Origin of the sequence: Pseudomonas sp. BGI-2 (assembly GCF_004310295.1) — a bacterium.
In the GTDB taxonomy this organism is placed as follows: Bacteria; Pseudomonadota; Gammaproteobacteria; order Pseudomonadales; family Pseudomonadaceae; genus Aquipseudomonas.
This window is the reverse complement of sequence record NZ_SISB01000074.1, coordinates 1-14,061: the sequence shown is the minus strand read 5'-3', so window position 1 is coordinate 14,061 and position 14,061 is coordinate 1. Positions and strand designations below refer to the sequence as shown.

General features: G+C 57.9%; 15 protein-coding genes and 6 pseudogenes. 13 read left to right on the top strand and 8 right to left on the bottom strand.

Annotated features, from left to right (window positions below):
• Positions 1–126 precede the first annotated feature (126 nt).
• A pseudogene (locus tag EYC95_RS30825) lies at positions 127–616 on the top strand (alpha/beta fold hydrolase); the annotation flags it as partial.
• 81 nt (positions 617–697) lie between these two features.
• On the opposite strand, the gene EYC95_RS29505 reads toward EYC95_RS30825, so the two are convergent.
• On the bottom strand, positions 698–1,027 hold the full coding sequence (locus EYC95_RS29505) for a DHCW motif cupin fold protein (RefSeq protein ID WP_131063463.1): 330 nt from the start codon (positions 1,025–1,027) through the stop codon (positions 698–700).
• A 191-nt stretch (positions 1,028–1,218) separates the two neighbouring features.
• Positions 1,219–1,683 (bottom strand): annotated as a pseudogene (locus EYC95_RS29500) (TetR/AcrR family transcriptional regulator); the annotation flags it as partial.
• A 20-nt stretch (positions 1,684–1,703) separates the two neighbouring features.
• Here EYC95_RS29500 and EYC95_RS29495 point away from each other — a divergent pair.
• From EYC95_RS29495 to EYC95_RS29485, 3 genes and pseudogenes are all read left to right on the top strand, one after another.
• Positions 1,704–2,150 (top strand): annotated as a pseudogene (locus EYC95_RS29495) (molybdopterin dinucleotide binding domain-containing protein); the annotation flags it as partial.
• Positions 2,151–2,161: 11 nt separating this feature from the next.
• Positions 2,162–2,646, top strand: a pseudogene (locus tag EYC95_RS29490) (nitrate reductase cytochrome c-type subunit).
• Between the two features lie 9 nt (positions 2,647–2,655).
• Positions 2,656–3,252 (top strand): cytochrome c3 family protein, encoded by a 597-nt coding sequence (locus tag EYC95_RS29485; RefSeq protein ID WP_131063462.1) that lies wholly within the window; start codon positions 2,656–2,658, stop codon positions 3,250–3,252.
• Positions 3,253–3,276: 24 nt separating this feature from the next.
• Here the strand turns inward: EYC95_RS29485 and EYC95_RS29480 are convergent, their stop codons facing one another.
• The gene (locus EYC95_RS29480) at positions 3,277–3,735 is read right to left on the bottom strand and encodes a helix-turn-helix domain-containing protein (protein ID WP_131063461.1); all 459 of its coding nucleotides are present in this window, start codon (positions 3,733–3,735) and stop codon (positions 3,277–3,279) included.
• Between the two features lie 125 nt (positions 3,736–3,860).
• On the opposite strand from EYC95_RS29480, the gene EYC95_RS29475 reads away from it, so the two are divergent.
• The 4 genes from EYC95_RS29475 to EYC95_RS29460 all read left to right on the top strand — a co-directional run bounded on the left by EYC95_RS29475 (position 3,861) and on the right by EYC95_RS29460 (position 7,594).
• Positions 3,861–5,132, top strand: a complete 1,272-nt coding sequence (locus tag EYC95_RS29475; protein WP_131063460.1) for an MFS transporter — start codon at positions 3,861–3,863, stop codon at positions 5,130–5,132.
• Positions 5,129–6,025 (top strand): EamA family transporter, encoded by an 897-nt coding sequence (locus EYC95_RS29470; RefSeq protein ID WP_131063459.1) that lies wholly within the window; start codon positions 5,129–5,131, stop codon positions 6,023–6,025. Before EYC95_RS29475 ends, EYC95_RS29470 begins: the two co-directional genes overlap by 4 nt.
• Before the next feature lie 258 nt (positions 6,026–6,283).
• Positions 6,284–6,814 (top strand): glyoxalase superfamily protein, encoded by a 531-nt coding sequence (locus EYC95_RS29465; protein WP_131063458.1) that lies wholly within the window; start codon positions 6,284–6,286, stop codon positions 6,812–6,814.
• A 108-nt stretch (positions 6,815–6,922) separates the two neighbouring features.
• Positions 6,923–7,594 (top strand): bifunctional 2-polyprenyl-6-hydroxyphenol methylase/3-demethylubiquinol 3-O-methyltransferase UbiG, encoded by a 672-nt coding sequence (locus EYC95_RS29460; protein WP_131063457.1) that lies wholly within the window; start codon positions 6,923–6,925, stop codon positions 7,592–7,594.
• Between the two features lie 18 nt (positions 7,595–7,612).
• Here EYC95_RS29460 and EYC95_RS29455 read toward each other — a convergent pair.
• Positions 7,613–7,977 (bottom strand): annotated as a pseudogene (locus EYC95_RS29455) (MFS transporter); the annotation flags it as partial.
• 106 nt (positions 7,978–8,083) lie between these two features.
• Here EYC95_RS29455 and EYC95_RS29450 point away from each other — a divergent pair.
• The gene (locus tag EYC95_RS29450) at positions 8,084–8,575 is read left to right on the top strand and encodes a PaaI family thioesterase (protein ID WP_131063456.1); all 492 of its coding nucleotides are present in this window, start codon (positions 8,084–8,086) and stop codon (positions 8,573–8,575) included.
• 57 nt (positions 8,576–8,632) lie between these two features.
• On the opposite strand, the gene EYC95_RS29445 is transcribed toward EYC95_RS29450, so the two are convergent.
• On the bottom strand, positions 8,633–9,487 hold the full coding sequence (locus tag EYC95_RS29445; RefSeq protein WP_131063455.1) for a LysR family transcriptional regulator: 855 nt from the start codon (positions 9,485–9,487) through the stop codon (positions 8,633–8,635).
• A gap of 105 nt (positions 9,488–9,592) precedes the next feature.
• Here EYC95_RS29445 and EYC95_RS29440 point away from each other — a divergent pair, with 105 nt between their 5' ends.
• The 3 genes from EYC95_RS29440 to EYC95_RS29430 all read left to right on the top strand — a co-directional run bounded on the left by EYC95_RS29440 (position 9,593) and on the right by EYC95_RS29430 (position 11,442).
• Positions 9,593–10,234, top strand: a complete 642-nt coding sequence (locus EYC95_RS29440; protein WP_131063454.1) for an FMN-dependent NADH-azoreductase — start codon at positions 9,593–9,595, stop codon at positions 10,232–10,234.
• An 86-nt stretch (positions 10,235–10,320) separates the two neighbouring features.
• Positions 10,321–11,091 (top strand): NADPH-dependent F420 reductase, encoded by a 771-nt coding sequence (locus EYC95_RS29435; RefSeq protein ID WP_131063453.1) that lies wholly within the window; start codon positions 10,321–10,323, stop codon positions 11,089–11,091.
• Between the two features lie 51 nt (positions 11,092–11,142).
• Entirely contained in the window at positions 11,143–11,442 is a 300-nt protein-coding gene (locus tag EYC95_RS29430; protein ID WP_131063452.1) for a hypothetical protein, read from the top strand.
• 294 nt (positions 11,443–11,736) lie between these two features.
• Here the strand turns inward: EYC95_RS29430 and EYC95_RS29425 are convergent, their stop codons facing one another.
• The 3 genes from EYC95_RS29425 to EYC95_RS31140 are packed head-to-tail and all read right to left on the bottom strand — an operon-like array spanning position 11,737 to position 13,468.
• Positions 11,737–12,258 carry a GNAT family N-acetyltransferase gene (locus EYC95_RS29425; RefSeq protein WP_305955883.1) on the bottom strand — a complete coding sequence of 174 codons (522 nt, stop codon included), beginning with the start codon at positions 12,256–12,258 and terminating at the stop codon, positions 11,737–11,739.
• Complete coding sequence (locus EYC95_RS31145) at positions 12,171–13,133, bottom strand: hypothetical protein (protein ID WP_371928447.1); 963 nt, start codon at positions 13,131–13,133, stop codon at positions 12,171–12,173. The genes EYC95_RS29425 and EYC95_RS31145 overlap by 88 nt, the downstream gene beginning before the upstream one ends.
• On the bottom strand, positions 13,130–13,468 hold the full coding sequence (locus tag EYC95_RS31140; RefSeq protein WP_371928446.1) for a hypothetical protein: 339 nt from the start codon (positions 13,466–13,468) through the stop codon (positions 13,130–13,132). The genes EYC95_RS31145 and EYC95_RS31140 overlap by 4 nt, the downstream gene beginning before the upstream one ends.
• Positions 13,469–13,756: 288 nt before the next feature.
• Here EYC95_RS31140 and EYC95_RS30820 point away from each other — a divergent pair.
• A pseudogene (locus EYC95_RS30820) lies at positions 13,757–13,843 on the top strand (phage infection protein); the annotation flags it as partial.
• Between the last annotated feature and the right edge of the window lie 218 nt (positions 13,844–14,061).

Below are 14,061 nucleotides of genomic sequence, written 5' to 3'. Positions count from 1 at the left end.
AGTTTAACCAGCTCAGGATCAGGCTTGACTCGTTTGGCTCGCTTGGGTTTTGACTCGGTCATTGGATTTCCTTGGGGTAGGCAGTCTCCTGCCAAATGACCGTTTACACAAAACTAATTACACCCTCTGGGAATCCACGTGAACATGCCGGCCACCGTGCCTGCCGATATCGCCAAGGCGATCAACGACGGCACCCCGCCTCGCGCCCGGCCTGTCGGATTCACCCGTCGGCCTGACCGCGTGGATGTTCGACTAGTTCAACCAGTGGACCTACAGCGGCGGCGATACGGAAAAATCCCTGACCAAGGGCGAAATACTCGACGGTATTTCGCTCTATTGGCTGACCAACAGCGCGATCTCGTCCGCTCGCCTGTATTGGGAAAACAACACCAACAACTTCAATGCCGTGGAACAGAAGACCCGGGACATCAAGATCCCTGTCGCCGTGACCGTGTTCTCTGGCGAAATCTACCAGGCGCCGAAAACCTGGACCGAGCGCGCCTATCCCAACCTGATCTACTTCAACGAAGTGGACAAGGGCGGCCATTTCGCTGCCTGGGAACAGCCTGAATTGTTCGCCAAGGAACTGCGCGCAGCCTTCCGTTCGTTGCGCTAAAAGATGATTTGCACGGGCCAGCCCATTGTCCTGATGGGCAGGCCGTACCACCGATTGCTGTCCGCAAGTATCATCCCAGCGTTAATCCACAATGAACAACTTGGCCCCCGTGGTGCTGAATGATCGATGCCCCTCGGCGTTGTTGCCCACCTGATAGCTCATCCCGGCAGTGAGCGTGAACTGGCGTCCATCCTCCAGTTCTGTGCGCAACTCGCCTTCCAGGCACAGCAGGATATGACCTCTCCAGCACCAGTGATCGGCCAGATAGCCGGGGCTGTACTCAACCATCCGCACACGCGTCGAACCAAACTGGCAGGGTCGCCACCAGGCGGTACCGGTCTGTCCAGCGTACTGGACAGGCTCGACAGTCGACCAATCGGTCGTACCAAAGGGAACAGCCATCAGATCCATGGTTGCCTCATCAATGAAAGAGTGCCTGTGGACCGTACCTATCCAGTGATACTTTCGATAGACACAGAGGCCGTTCATTTATGAGATACAGGCGCCCATGCCAGAGGCAGCTTTCCTGCCCATGGGTTGGCCTACAGCAGCACCCGTTTCACATCACTCCGGCCGGCCGTTTCATTTGGAGGAACAGACCGCTAGCTCGCAGCATTGCGCTTTCGTCGCGCCTCTTCATCCTCCGCCAGTGCCTGACGAACCAGCGCTCGAGCGGCCCAGGCGGTGGCGTCGAGTGATTCTTCGATGCTCGCGTGACTGATATCGCGCACGGCGATCAACGCCTCGGTGCCCATCACGATCGACAGAGCCTGCTTCAGTCGCTTGCGCGCCCGGGGTGAGAGGACGTCCTTCAGTGAGTCGACAATCGGCTCGATGTAGCTCATGCGTCGGCCCGGTCGCAGGGGCGTCTCGTGGGACTCGTTTTCGAGCCACACCGTCATGAACGAACGCTCCATCACGTGCAGGCCGATCTCGTCGTCGATCAAGAGTTTGTTCAATGCGTTCGCCGCCAGACCAATGCCCTTTACCGGATCGTTACCCGGCTGCCAGATGCGCTCCAGCGGCGGCAGGTCACGGTCGGCCGCCGTCTCGCTGATCAACGCCTCCCACAGCGAACGGGGGCTACGCAGGGTTTTACGGCTACCCGGACAAGAAGGCGATCATTTTCGCCCTCCCCTACGAGCCGCCGGCCGAAGCGCCGGACGCCGATTACCCGTTCTGGCTAAGCACCGGCCGCGTTCTCGAACACTGGCATACCGGCACCATGACCCAACGGGTCGAGGAACTGTACAAAGCAGTGCCTGACGCACTTGTCTACATGCACCCCGAAGACGCCAAAGCATTGAAGGCACGCCGAGGCAGTGAAGTGAAGTTGATCAGTCGACGCGGTGAAATCCGTGCGCGCATCGAAACCCGCGGCCGCAACAAACCTCATCAAGGGCTGGTGTTCGTGCCGTTCTTTGATGCCAACAAGCTGATCAACAAGGTCACGCTCGATGCCACCGACCCGATCTCCAAGCAGACCGACTACAAAAAATGCGCGATCCGAATCGAGTTGGTCAGCGTGGCCTGAGGAGAACCGTCATGCCTTTTCGAATCCTGCCATTGCTCTTGCTCGCTGCGATGGGCGTGGTGATCGCCGCCGAGGTCAACTACCCGCTCGATGCACCCGGGCCGGACGGGCGCCGGCCCGGCGACACCCTGACCCAGAGCCTGCCGGCCCCGCCCATCGCCAACGAAGAAAACAGGACCTCAAGCGCGAACGCAACTACCCGGATCAGCCGCCCACCATCCCCCACAGCATTCGCGGTTATCAGATCGATATGAACGGCAACAAGTGTCTGTCCTGTCACAGCCGGGCCAACAGCGCGCGGACGCAGGCGACGATGATCAGCATCACTCACTACATGGACCGTGACGGCCAGCCACTGGCGGCGGTGTCACCGCGCCGATACTTCTGCAACCAATGCCACGTGCCGCAAACAGACGCTGTGCCTCTGGTGGGCACCAGCTTCGAGATCATCGACAAAATACTGCAAGACGACGCCAACGCCGCACAGAAACGCTGAGGAGGCAACATGAAAGCACTGTTCGCCTTGCTCAAGGATTACTGGGGCATTCTGCGTCGTCCGAGCCTCTACTACAGCTTGGGCTTTCTGACGCTGGGGGGCTTTATCGCTGGAATCATTTTCTGGGGCGGTTTCAATACCGCGCTCGAGCTGAGCAATACCGAGAAATTCTGCATTTCCTGCCATGAAATGCGTGACAACGTATTCGTCGAGCTCAAGGATACGATTCATTACACCAACCGTTCCGGCGTACGCGCCAGCTGCCCTGACTGCCACGTGCCCCACGAATGGACGCATAAGATCGCGCGCAAGATGCAGGCTTCAAAGGAGGTTTGGGGCAAGATTTTCGACACCATCGATACCCGCGACAAGTTCCTCACCCTGCGCCGCGAACTGGCCGAACATGAGTGGGCCAGGCTTAAGGCCAACGACTCTCGCGAATGTCGCAACTGCCATAACTTCGAGTTCATGGACTTCACGCGCCAGAGCAAGCGCGCTTCGGCCATGCATTCGACGTCCCTGGCCAACGGTGAGGCCACCTGCATCGACTGTCACAAAGGCATTGCTCACAAGCTGCCCGATATGAGCGGAGTGAAAGGCTGGTAAGAATGAGGCAAATCCGCTGTCGATTCACGACCCGCCGTCAACAAGCCTCACCCTGTGGCAGTCAGACGGTCCAAGCTTTTGACCGCTTGATGAGCGAACATCCATCGGCATCAGAGGCTGGCCGGATTCGTTGTCCAACAGCACAGAACGCGTCTCCTGCACCTCGAACAGAAAACGTTCGCCCCACTGCCTCATGCTGATCACCACCGGAAAGATCTCCCGTCCTTTGTCCGTAAGGACGTACTCCTTGTAGGCGCTTCCGTCTGACGCCGGTCGCACATCGAACACACCGACCTCAACCAGCGCTTTCAGTCGCGAGGCCAGAATATTCTTGGCCACGCCCAAGCTCTTTTGAAATTCGCTGAACCGACGAATGTCGTCAAACGCATCGCGGATGATCATGAGCGACCAACGATCCCCGATCGCATCCAGTGTTCTTGCTACGGGGCATTCGCTGCATTGCGGTGAAGTGCCTTCGACCATCGTATTTACCTTTTGGATATGGATTGCCTAGTCTGCCGATCAATCTGGTTGCAATTTAAAACTTGATTCAGCAATAATCGAAACAAGTTGTTAATTGAAACCAGTTTAACGCCATGGAGGCGCGTATGACAGCAGACGCCCAACGTTTTTCCCGGCAGCCTTCGCAATTGCCACCTACGGATGCGGGAGAACGCAGCAGGATCGACCGATCTCCGGGGCTTTCTCCGTCGCTCACGTTATTGTTTTCCGTCACCTGCGCACTGGCCGTCGCCAATGTTTACTTCGCCCAACCCTTGCTCGCCTCAATGGCTGAAAGCCTGGGCGTCACCTCAGGATTGATCGGGGTGGTGGTGACGGCCACTCAGGCTGGATACGCGCTGGGACTGCTCTTCATCGTACCGCTGGGCGACAGGGTCAACCGTAAACGGCTGATTTTGACTCAAGTGATGCTGTCTGCAATCGCACTGGCAGCAGTCGGTGCCTCACAGCAATGGCTGGCCCTGCTGGGAGCCATGATCGTGATGGGCTTACTGGCCGTGGTCGTGCAGGTGCTTGTGGCCTATGCCGCCGTGCTGGCCACGCCATCACAACGTGGACAGGCCGTGGGAACCGTCACGAGCGGCGTTGTCCTGGGCATTCTTCTGGCGCGGTTTACCTCTGGGCTGATCGCAGACCTGGCGGGCTGGCGCGCTGTTTATTTCGTTTCCTCAGGATTGATGCTGGTCCTCGCAGCGGTGTTCTGGAAGGTGGTGCCTGCCGCCGTGTCGCCACGCAATCAAGACGCCTACCTGGCGCTCATTCGGTCGCTCTTCAAGCTGTTCCTGACCGAACCGGTTTTGCGGATCAGGGGCCTGCTGGCCTTGCTGATTTTTGCCGCTTTTTCCGTGTTGTGGACGTCCATGGTGCTGCCGTTGAGCGCTCCACCGCTGTCGCTTTCACACACGGCCATCGGCCTGTTTGGCCTGGCCGGCGTCGCCGGTGCCCTGGCTGCCAGAAGAGCCGGTCGCTGGGCCGATCAAGGTTGGGGACAACGAGTGACCGGCCTTTCGCTGGGGCTCCTGACGCTTTCCTGGCTGCCCATCAGTTTTGCCGAGACGTCCCTGATCGCGCTGGTCTTCGGAGTGGTCCTGCTCGACTTCGCGGTGCAAGCCGTACACGTCACCAACCAGAGCCTCATTTTTGCGGCACGACCCGACGCCCAAAGTCGCATGGTCGGCGCCTACATGTGTTTCTACTCGGTCGGCAGCGCGCTGGGGGCGGCAGCCGCGACCCAGGTCTATGCGCTCTGGGGGTGGATGGCAACCAGCCTGCTGGGCGCCTTGATCAGTGCTACCGCTTTGGCGCTGTGGGTTCTTACGAGCCGTGTCTCAACAACCCTTCAAGGAAGATCAACATGAAAGCCAGGCACCTGCTACTCGCCATCTCGATCACTGCCATTTGGGGCTTGAATTTCTCGGTGATCAAACTGGGTCTCACCACCGTTGACCCGCTGATTCTTGCTGGCATTCGCTTCACGCTTTGCGCCCTTCCAGCGATCTTTTTCATTCCGAAACCTGATGTGCAGTGGCGTTACATCATTGGTTACGGTCTGGTCTTCGGTATCGGACTGTGGGGCGTGGTGAACCTTGGCATCAAGTCTGGTCTTTCCGCCGGCATCGCTTCGCTGGTGCTTCAGTTCAGCGCGTTTTTCACCCTTCTGCTGGGCGCTTGGATATTCAAGGAGGCGATCTCCCGCTACCAACTGGCGGGTATCGGTATCGCCTGCTGTGGCTTGTTGAGCATCCTCTCGATTGTTGACGGAACCGTCACCACGGCCGGGCTGATCCTGGTGCTGCTGGGAGCGGTCGCCTGGAGTGCGGCCAACGTGATCAACAAAAAAGCCAGGACCACTCAGGTCTTCGCGTTCCTGGTGTGGTCCAGCGCGTTTTCGCCCCTCCCTCTTTTCGCGCTTGATTACGCAGTCAACGGCTCGACCGGTTACAGCGCCTTGGTGAATCAACTCGACTGTCGCGCCGTCCTGTCGATCCTGTTCCAGGTATACCCCAACACCCTGTTCGGCTATTGGGTGTGGAATTCACTGCTGAAACGATACCCCGTGTCTACCGTCGCGCCATTGTCGTTATTGGTACCGGTATTCGGACTGCTTGGTTCAGTGATGATTTTCAATGAGAGCCTGTCACTCAACAAAATCGTCGCCGTCGTTCTCATCGTGTCGGGTCTTGGGGTTGGTTTGTACGGACAGCGTGTACTCGGTGCGGTGTTGAGGCGTTCTGACCGATGTTCATCGTGATGTAAAAGCACGAGTTGGAGACCTTCTGAACAGAAATCGGCCAACAGCAATTCATGCCCCCTGCCGGTGATGAGTCTCCGGTAATAACTTCCGCACTTAATGGCGGCTGTGTATTATCAGCGCGGGCCGATGCTGCCCGCCGCTCGCTTCCGAAAGGAAAGGTGAAAGCATTTCTTCTCCCCCCAAATCCTGTCGCATCTCTTGAGAGTCGAGGTTTGGCAACGCGAGCACCAGAATGCCTCGGCTACAGGAGGAACGATGTTTTCAATCGAACAAGCCAAGCAGATGGCCAAGAGGCTGCGTGCCTCGCTTGAGGCGCGCAATCAAGAGGCGTCTCACTCAACCGCGCTTGAACTGGTAGCGCACCAACTGGGCTACAAGGACTGGAACACCGCGTCTGCGATGCTTCCCCAGGCACCTGCCCAACCCGCCATTACATTCGACAAAGCCATCCCGATATTGCGGATGTTTGATGAAACCAAGGCACGCGAGTTCTATCTTGATTTTCTAGGGTTCAGCGTCGAATTCGAGCACCGGTTCGAAGCAGACCTGCCGCTGTACCTGGGAATCAGCCGAAACGGTTTGCAGCTTCATCTTTCCGAACATCATGGCGATGCGAGCCCTGGATCGACGATATTTGTCCCGATGCAAAATATCGACCTGCTGCGCGACGAACTACACAGCAAACGCTATGGGTACGGACGGCCAGATATTGTTCAGCAAGGCTGGGGGCAAGTGCTGGAAGTCTATGACCCATTCGGCAATCGAATCCGGTTCTGCCAAAGCTGATCCTGCTTGGCGGACTGGGTGACCCAGTCCGCTTCACGACCTGAAGAAGTCAGTCAATCCTGATACTTGTCCTATCCTTTTAACCAACCCACAACGTTGGACTTTGCCATGTCCGCCCCCGAATCCACCCTCCTCGACAGCTGGCACCACAACGCCCACGCCTGGATCGAAGCCATCCGCAGCGGCGCCATCGAAAGCCGCCTCACGGTGACCGACCAGGCCATCCTGTTGGCGGTGCTCGGTCGCCAGCCGGAGCGCGTGCTCGACCTGGGTTGCGGCGAAGGCTGGCTGTTGCGTGCGCTGGCTAAACGGGGCATCACGGCAGTCGGCGTGGATGGCGATGCGACGCTGGTCGAGGCGGCGCGGGTGGCGGGTTCTTCGCGGGTGCATGTGGCGAGCTATGACGAATTGGTGGAGGCGAAGGTAGACATCGGCCGCGACTACAACCTGATCTGCGCCAACTTCGCGTTGCTGCACCAGGACATCATCCCGCTGCTCGCCGCCATGAACGCCCTGCTCGCCCCTGGCGGTGCGCTGGTGATCCAGACGCTGCATCCGTGGACTGCGGCGGCGGGCGACTACCAGGATGGCTGGAGGGAAGAGACCTTTGTCGGGTTCAAGGGCCAGTGGCAACCCATGCCGTGGTATTTCCGCACCTTGTCCAGTTGGCTGAATGCGCTGGACATGGCTGGTTTCCGGTTGGCCGGCCTGCAGGAACCGCAGCACCCGCAAAGCCAGATGCCGCAGTCGATGCTGTTGGTGGCCGAGCCGCGGCGGTGAGTGTGGGCTAAGCGCTGTTCAGACCGTCGATTGAACAACCGCGGCCCGCCGCCCCTTGAACGCCAGCGCAAAGCAGAAAATATCACCAGGGCGAACCCGGCAGGGAACGACCAGATGCTCTTCCAGTCATGGCTGCCCGTCAGCGCAAAGTGGTCGGTCACCTGCCCTGCGACCCAGAATCCGATCAGCATGCCCAGGCCGTAGGTTGCCAAAGTAATCAGGCCTTGGGCCGAGCTTCTGAAGCGTTCCGGTGCTTTGGCGTCGGTGTAGATCTGGCCGGACACGAAGAAGAAGTCGTAGCAGATGCCGTGCAAGGCGATGCCAGTAAACAGCATGAATGTCAGGTCGCCGTTATTACCGTAGGCGAACAGCAGGTACCGCACGGTTCGCCGATGGATTGCGACTGGCCGGATTACCCGAGTGACCGCGACCCGATTGCAGCGTTAAAATCCGCCAGGTTTGGTTTACATGTTTGAGGAAGACCCCGTTATGTCCAGTCTCGACACTCTGCAAGACTCCGCTGCGCCTGAAGGCGTTTGTTATGGCTGCGGCAGCAACAATCCGCACGGGCTCCACATCAAGAGCTTCTGGCATGAGGACGGCGTGCATGTCATGGCCGAGCACGTGCCGGATGCCATGTACTGCGGCTGGCCGGATCTGGTGTACGGCGGGTTGATCGCGATGCTGGTGGACTGTCATTCAAACTGGACGGCGATGGCTTATCACTACCGTATGGAAAATCGCGAAGTCGCCAGCCTCCCCCGCATCAATTGCGTCACCGGCAACCTTGGCATCAAGTTCATCAAACCGACACCGATGGGCGTACCGCTGACCCTGCGTGCCAGAGTGGAAGGCGATGTCGGGCGCAAAACCCGTGTCATCTGCGAGGTCTACGCCGGGGACATGCTCACGGCTGTTGGAGACTCCGTTTTTGTTCGCGTGGATACCGAGCAACTGGCGGCGGTTGCGCATAATCGGTAGGCCCCGCGGCCCTGGCAGTGTCCCAGGCATCAAACCGATAGGCCCTCGAATTGACTGTCAGACCCTGCGCGTGGAGCAATACCCCACAATGAGCTGAGTGACCGCTGCCACCATCGCCTGATCCGCGTCAGGCGAGGTGAACAACCGACATTGCGCATCCGGCAACTCCGGCAACCCCTGTTCTACCCCAAGAACCGTCAGTCCCTGACCCAACTGACTGAACGGCATGGGCGCTACCGCGAAGCCTGCCAGTGCTGCCGCCCGCAACCCGGTCGTGCTGCTGCATAACATCGCCGTGCGTTGGGCGATCCCCGCCTGAGCCAGCCTCGTCAGCGCTGCCTCGCGATAAGGGCACGGCTCGGGGAACAGCGCCAGCGGCAACGGCGTCGGTAGCCGGGTGACGGGTTGCACCGACCAGGCCCACACCAGCGGTTCTTGCCACAGCAACAGCCCCGCTTCGCTGGTTTCGCACAGAGAACCGATGACCAACTCCAGATGCCCTTGCTTCATCAGCGCCAGTAACGTACCGGGAATGCTCACCTGTACGTCAATCTCCATCCCTGGGTACTGCGCCGCGAAGTCCTGAAAGGTGCGCAGCAATCGAGGCTCGACAAAATCCTCGGACACCCCGATCCGCAGCCGCCCGTGAAACGGCGTACGCGTCAGTTCTGCCCAGGCATCACGGTTCAGCGCAAGGATTGTTCGCGCATAAGAAACCAGGCGTTCGCCATCGGGAGTCAGTTGCTGGGAACGAGTGGTACGGGTCAACAGGGGTTTACCGACCTGTTCCTCCAATCGCCGCACATGGCCACTGACCGCAGACTGAGTCAGGTGCAGTTTTTGGGCTGCACGGCTGAAGCCTTCTTCATCGACGACCGTGATAAATGTTTTGAGCAGCAGGGTATCGAACATAGTTTTATACGTGATTAATGGCGTAATAATTTACGATTTATATTTCAAATTCAACTATTTTGCAATGCCTCGCACTTGCCCTATCCCCACCGCTCGAGGCGCGCCATGACTACTCTTCTGCATATTGAATGCTCTCCACGCAAGCAACGTTCGGCCTCTCTTGAAGTCGCCCGCAGCTTCATTGCGCGTTATCAGGACAACACTCCAGACACCGAAATCATCACGCTCGACCTTTGGAACATGGCGTTGCCGGAGTTCGATGAGCTGGCCATGGAGGCCAAATACGCCGGGCTCAATGGAACGCCCCTGACCACCGCACAACAAGACGCTTGGGACACGCTGAAAGATCTGGCAAGTCACCTGCACCGCTCGGATGTACTGGTGATGTCGGTACCGCTGTGGAATTTCAGCATCCCGTACAAACTCAAGCACTTCATCGACCTGGTGTCGCAGAAGGACATCCTGTTCAGCTTCGACCCGGAGCGCGGCCTGGAAGGCATGCTGATCAACAAAACCGCTGTGGTGATGTACGCCCGTGGTCTGGATTTTTCGGCGCAGTCGAGCACGCCGGCAACGCGCTTCGACTTTCAGAAGCCCTATATTGAAGCCTGGCTGGAATTTGTCGGCGTGACGGATGTGCATTCGGTGATTGTGGAGAAAACTATCATGGGGGAAGACGTCGATCACAGCGCGCGTGAGACCGCGACGCAACTGGCCAGGAGATTGGCAGACAGTCTTTGTCGCTGACGCGTCAGGGCGTACGCACCTTTCGTTTATGCGCTGGCTCTACTACGGTGATTACAAGACCACTTTCCCACCGAGGAGCGCAGTGCATGTCCAGAATCCTCTTTCTGATGCTTGCCGGCCTGGTTCTGTGCACTACCCAGGCGATGGCGGACACCCTCAGGATCAGCGTGATAGGTGCCGGTAAGGTCGGCGGTACGCTTGGCACGCTATGGGTAAAGGCTGGGCACTCGGTGATGTTTTCGTCACGCCACCCCGAGGAACTGACGGACCTGGTCAAGACTGCCGGCCCCAACGCTCAGGCGGGATCGCTCAGTGATGCCGCGGCATGGGGCGAGGTGATCGTATTGAGTGTGCCCTACGGCGCAATGCCGGTGCTGTCCGAACAGCTGAAGGGCAAGCTAGACGGCAAAGTGGTGTTCAGCACCAGCAACCCCTTCAGTGGCCGTGACGCTGAAGTCGGGCGCAAGGCGCTGGATCTGGGCGTCGCCTTGGCGGACCAGCAATATCTGCCCGGAGTACACCTGGCGCGGGCGTTCAACGCCATTGGCTACGCGTCAATGAAAGACCTGTCTGGCAAAGGCAAGGCGATTCCCGTTTTCGCCGACGATGCCCAAGCCCGAGAGCTCGGTGCCCGGTTGGTGCGCGACGCCGGATTTGTATCGGTACTTTCCCCGCTGGCGCGAGCGAATGAAGGTTTGCCGGGCGGCCCGCTCAGCGGCGTCTGGAGTGAGGCCGAACTCCAGCAAGCTGGGCCCTTAGCGAGCAATCCCGGGTTATCGAGTGCTTCATCTGCGACACTCTTGCGGTTGCATCGACCGGTTGAATCCACAGCCGAAGCCCAACAACGTCTAATCTAATAGGACACGACCGCAATCACGCCTCCAGCCTCTTGATACAGGGGAAATGGGATGACCGTTAAAACAGCGCAACAATGCTCGTCATGGGTCATACCCTCCCTGCTCGCCATCAACCTCGCGCTGATCGCGGGATGTGCAGGCAAAACTGCCACTGCCCGCTATTCGACCTCAAGTGTGGGCTCAAGCTGCTACGCAAAAGCCCTACCCACGGCTGGCGAGGGTGGCCTGGCCTGGGGCTCCACCTTGAGCATGGCTCGCAAAAAATCCCTGGATAATTGCATCCGCTACGCTGGCCGATCCGGTGGCACGCCGAATACCTGCCAAGTGGTGTTGGCGGAGTGCAGGAATTGATAGATCGGCAGCGAGGCGGTTCGCTCGGTTCACGGTAGGCAGCAGGATGCGGACGAAGTCACGTCGTGTGGCGGAGGACGCCCGTTCCACCCGTTAAAGACCGGTAACAAGGCGGACGTCCACATCAGGAAAAAATCGAACAAAAGCGGGGAATAAAATCGGTCTTCGGACTTATGCAAATCCAAGGAACGACAGGATAACCACGACGACCACCACCACGCCGACGATATAGATGATGTTGTTCATGAAACCCACCTCTCAACCAGAATAGGACTGCGGCACGAGTGCTTACAACTACACGGTAGTGCACCTTTGCTTGCAATGCCATTCGGCGACACGCGGTCTCATTTTCTCATCAGCAATCTTCGGCCAGAGCGCCCCATCGAAGTCACAAAACTGCCATGCCCGAAAGTTCAAGAGAACAAAAAACGGCCCCTTCTGCCCGACCCCGTCGCCGATAACTTTAGGCTGAACGCACTTTAATCGATTTACACATGAAGACCCGGGCGAACCCGTTTTCCGTTGCTCGTGCGTTTCCTGGTAACCCAGCTTTTTGTAGATCTCTATGTTTTCAAGCATCAGTTGGTGAGTGTAAAGCTTGATGCCATCGCAACCGGTAACCTGCGCATATTCTTCACAGAAAGCCATCAGTGCTTTTCCGATTCCTTTTCCCTTGTGCCTGGGCAGTACGGCGATGTTGTTCAGAAGCAGTTCTGTGCGTTCCCGGCTCAATACCAGTACACCCTGTATCTCTTCATTCTGTTCCAGCACAAAAACGCAGAAATCAGCGACAACCTGCCTATAGTCATCGAGCATAGGGGCCGGCTTTTTACCGATTCGTGGGATGTAAGGTGAATAGGTCTCGTCAACCAGGGCCGCGATGCGCACCGCATCATCCTGTGTGGCCCTGCGAATGTTCGTCTGTTCTTCTTCGCCAATTTATGCATCAAGTGAAGATACACCACCGACAGCTTGCCACTGACCGGACGCTTTAGTTGCAAACCTGCATACGCCCGTACCTGTTTGAATCCGGTAGTCTGCTCTGCCCCAGGCAAGAGGCTCGGTTTCGGAGTCACAATTTCCAACATCGTCTCTGACCAGCCCTTGGCGATCCACTTGGCTTTTTGCTGCTGGGCGTCACGATAAATTGAAGTCGCTCGAATATCCGTTCCCTCTCGTACCGTAAGGACCTGCATAGGGCTAACCAGTACACACTCCTCCACCTTCTCCCGATAACCTCCACCAACATCCGAATGCACACCTGGAACGGATATTTCTGTATGTGCTGGAATGACCGTGCTTAACGCGAAGTTGGCTCGAATTTCATCCCGCGCGGTCAACTGAACCACATCGGTAAAGTACTTTCGATCAAGGTAAAGTTTGATCCCCGGCGCTACCGGGCTCTGGATGTTACCAATGTTTGTGACCCCCGCGACCGAAGGGACGGTATCGAAGAGACCGATAAACCCCATGATAATTTCACTGTTGTACTGACCACCAAAACTGGAGCTGAAGCCCTTAGGGTTGCTACGCAGCACTTCGCCCAAGGGCCCTTGCTTACAACGCACGATTTCATTGGCGAAGTGTCGGGCAGCGGCAGCACCTTGACTGAATCCAAAGGTGTCGAAGGTGAGCGATGTGATCTCACCGTCGGGGTTGCGATCTGTTGCCTCCTTGATCAGTGTTTTCATGGCTTTTGCACCTTCCCCGCGACACCGGCATCTCCCCGCCCCGTGGCCGCGGCCCCCATGCTGTCTTCAGCGCCTGCATCCGTACCGATCCCATCGACATACAAACTGCTAAGTACGAGTTTGGCTGAGCCATCGCTGCCGGCTACTTCCGATGTCGGATAAAGCTCATAGAGCTTGAAGACATTACTGACATCATTCCCATAACTACCTTCAGGATCTGCCATGTAAGGCTTACAACTCGCATCAACATCCGCTGGCTGGATTGGATGATGCGCGCCGCAAAGCAGCCCCGAAGCCGAGTTGCCGGCATTGTTCAGCGTCCCGTCAAAGAACACCCCAATGCGCAGCGCGACCCTGACTTTTCTTTCGCAGGCGCCGGTGCCTTGCCGTGTTTCTCGTATTCCGCCCAGCGTCGGGCATGGATATCGACGGGTTTGGCTTCGTCGTATCGGTAGTTTTTCGGGGGGTTGGGGACGTATCCACTCATTCCTTGATCACCTGGCTCCTTGGTACAGCGGGCGCTGAGGGTGCCACTGTGGATCCATCCAAGCAACGCGTAGCCAGAGGCCATCACCCAAAGGATTTGAACGTCGTCCATCCATTGCCGACGTCGATAGTCACCAGTCGCTGAAGGTGGTTCGGATCGCCTGATCGAAAACCGTGTGGCTGAAGGTGGTTCCGACCGCCTGCTCGAAAGCCGCGCTGCATAAATGAATGGTTTCACCGCAATACTCAAAGAAAAGCCCGGCCTCATCAGCCTAATGCTGTTCACTTAAGCGCGGGCACTCATTTGTGGCGAGGGGATTCAGCGAAACGTCGCACCGCCCCGTTCGGCTGCGAAGCAGTCGTAAATCCACACAACTCGGTCTGTCTGAACGGGCGCAGGGGGCCGCTTCGCAGCCCAACGGGGCTGAATCCCCTCGCCACA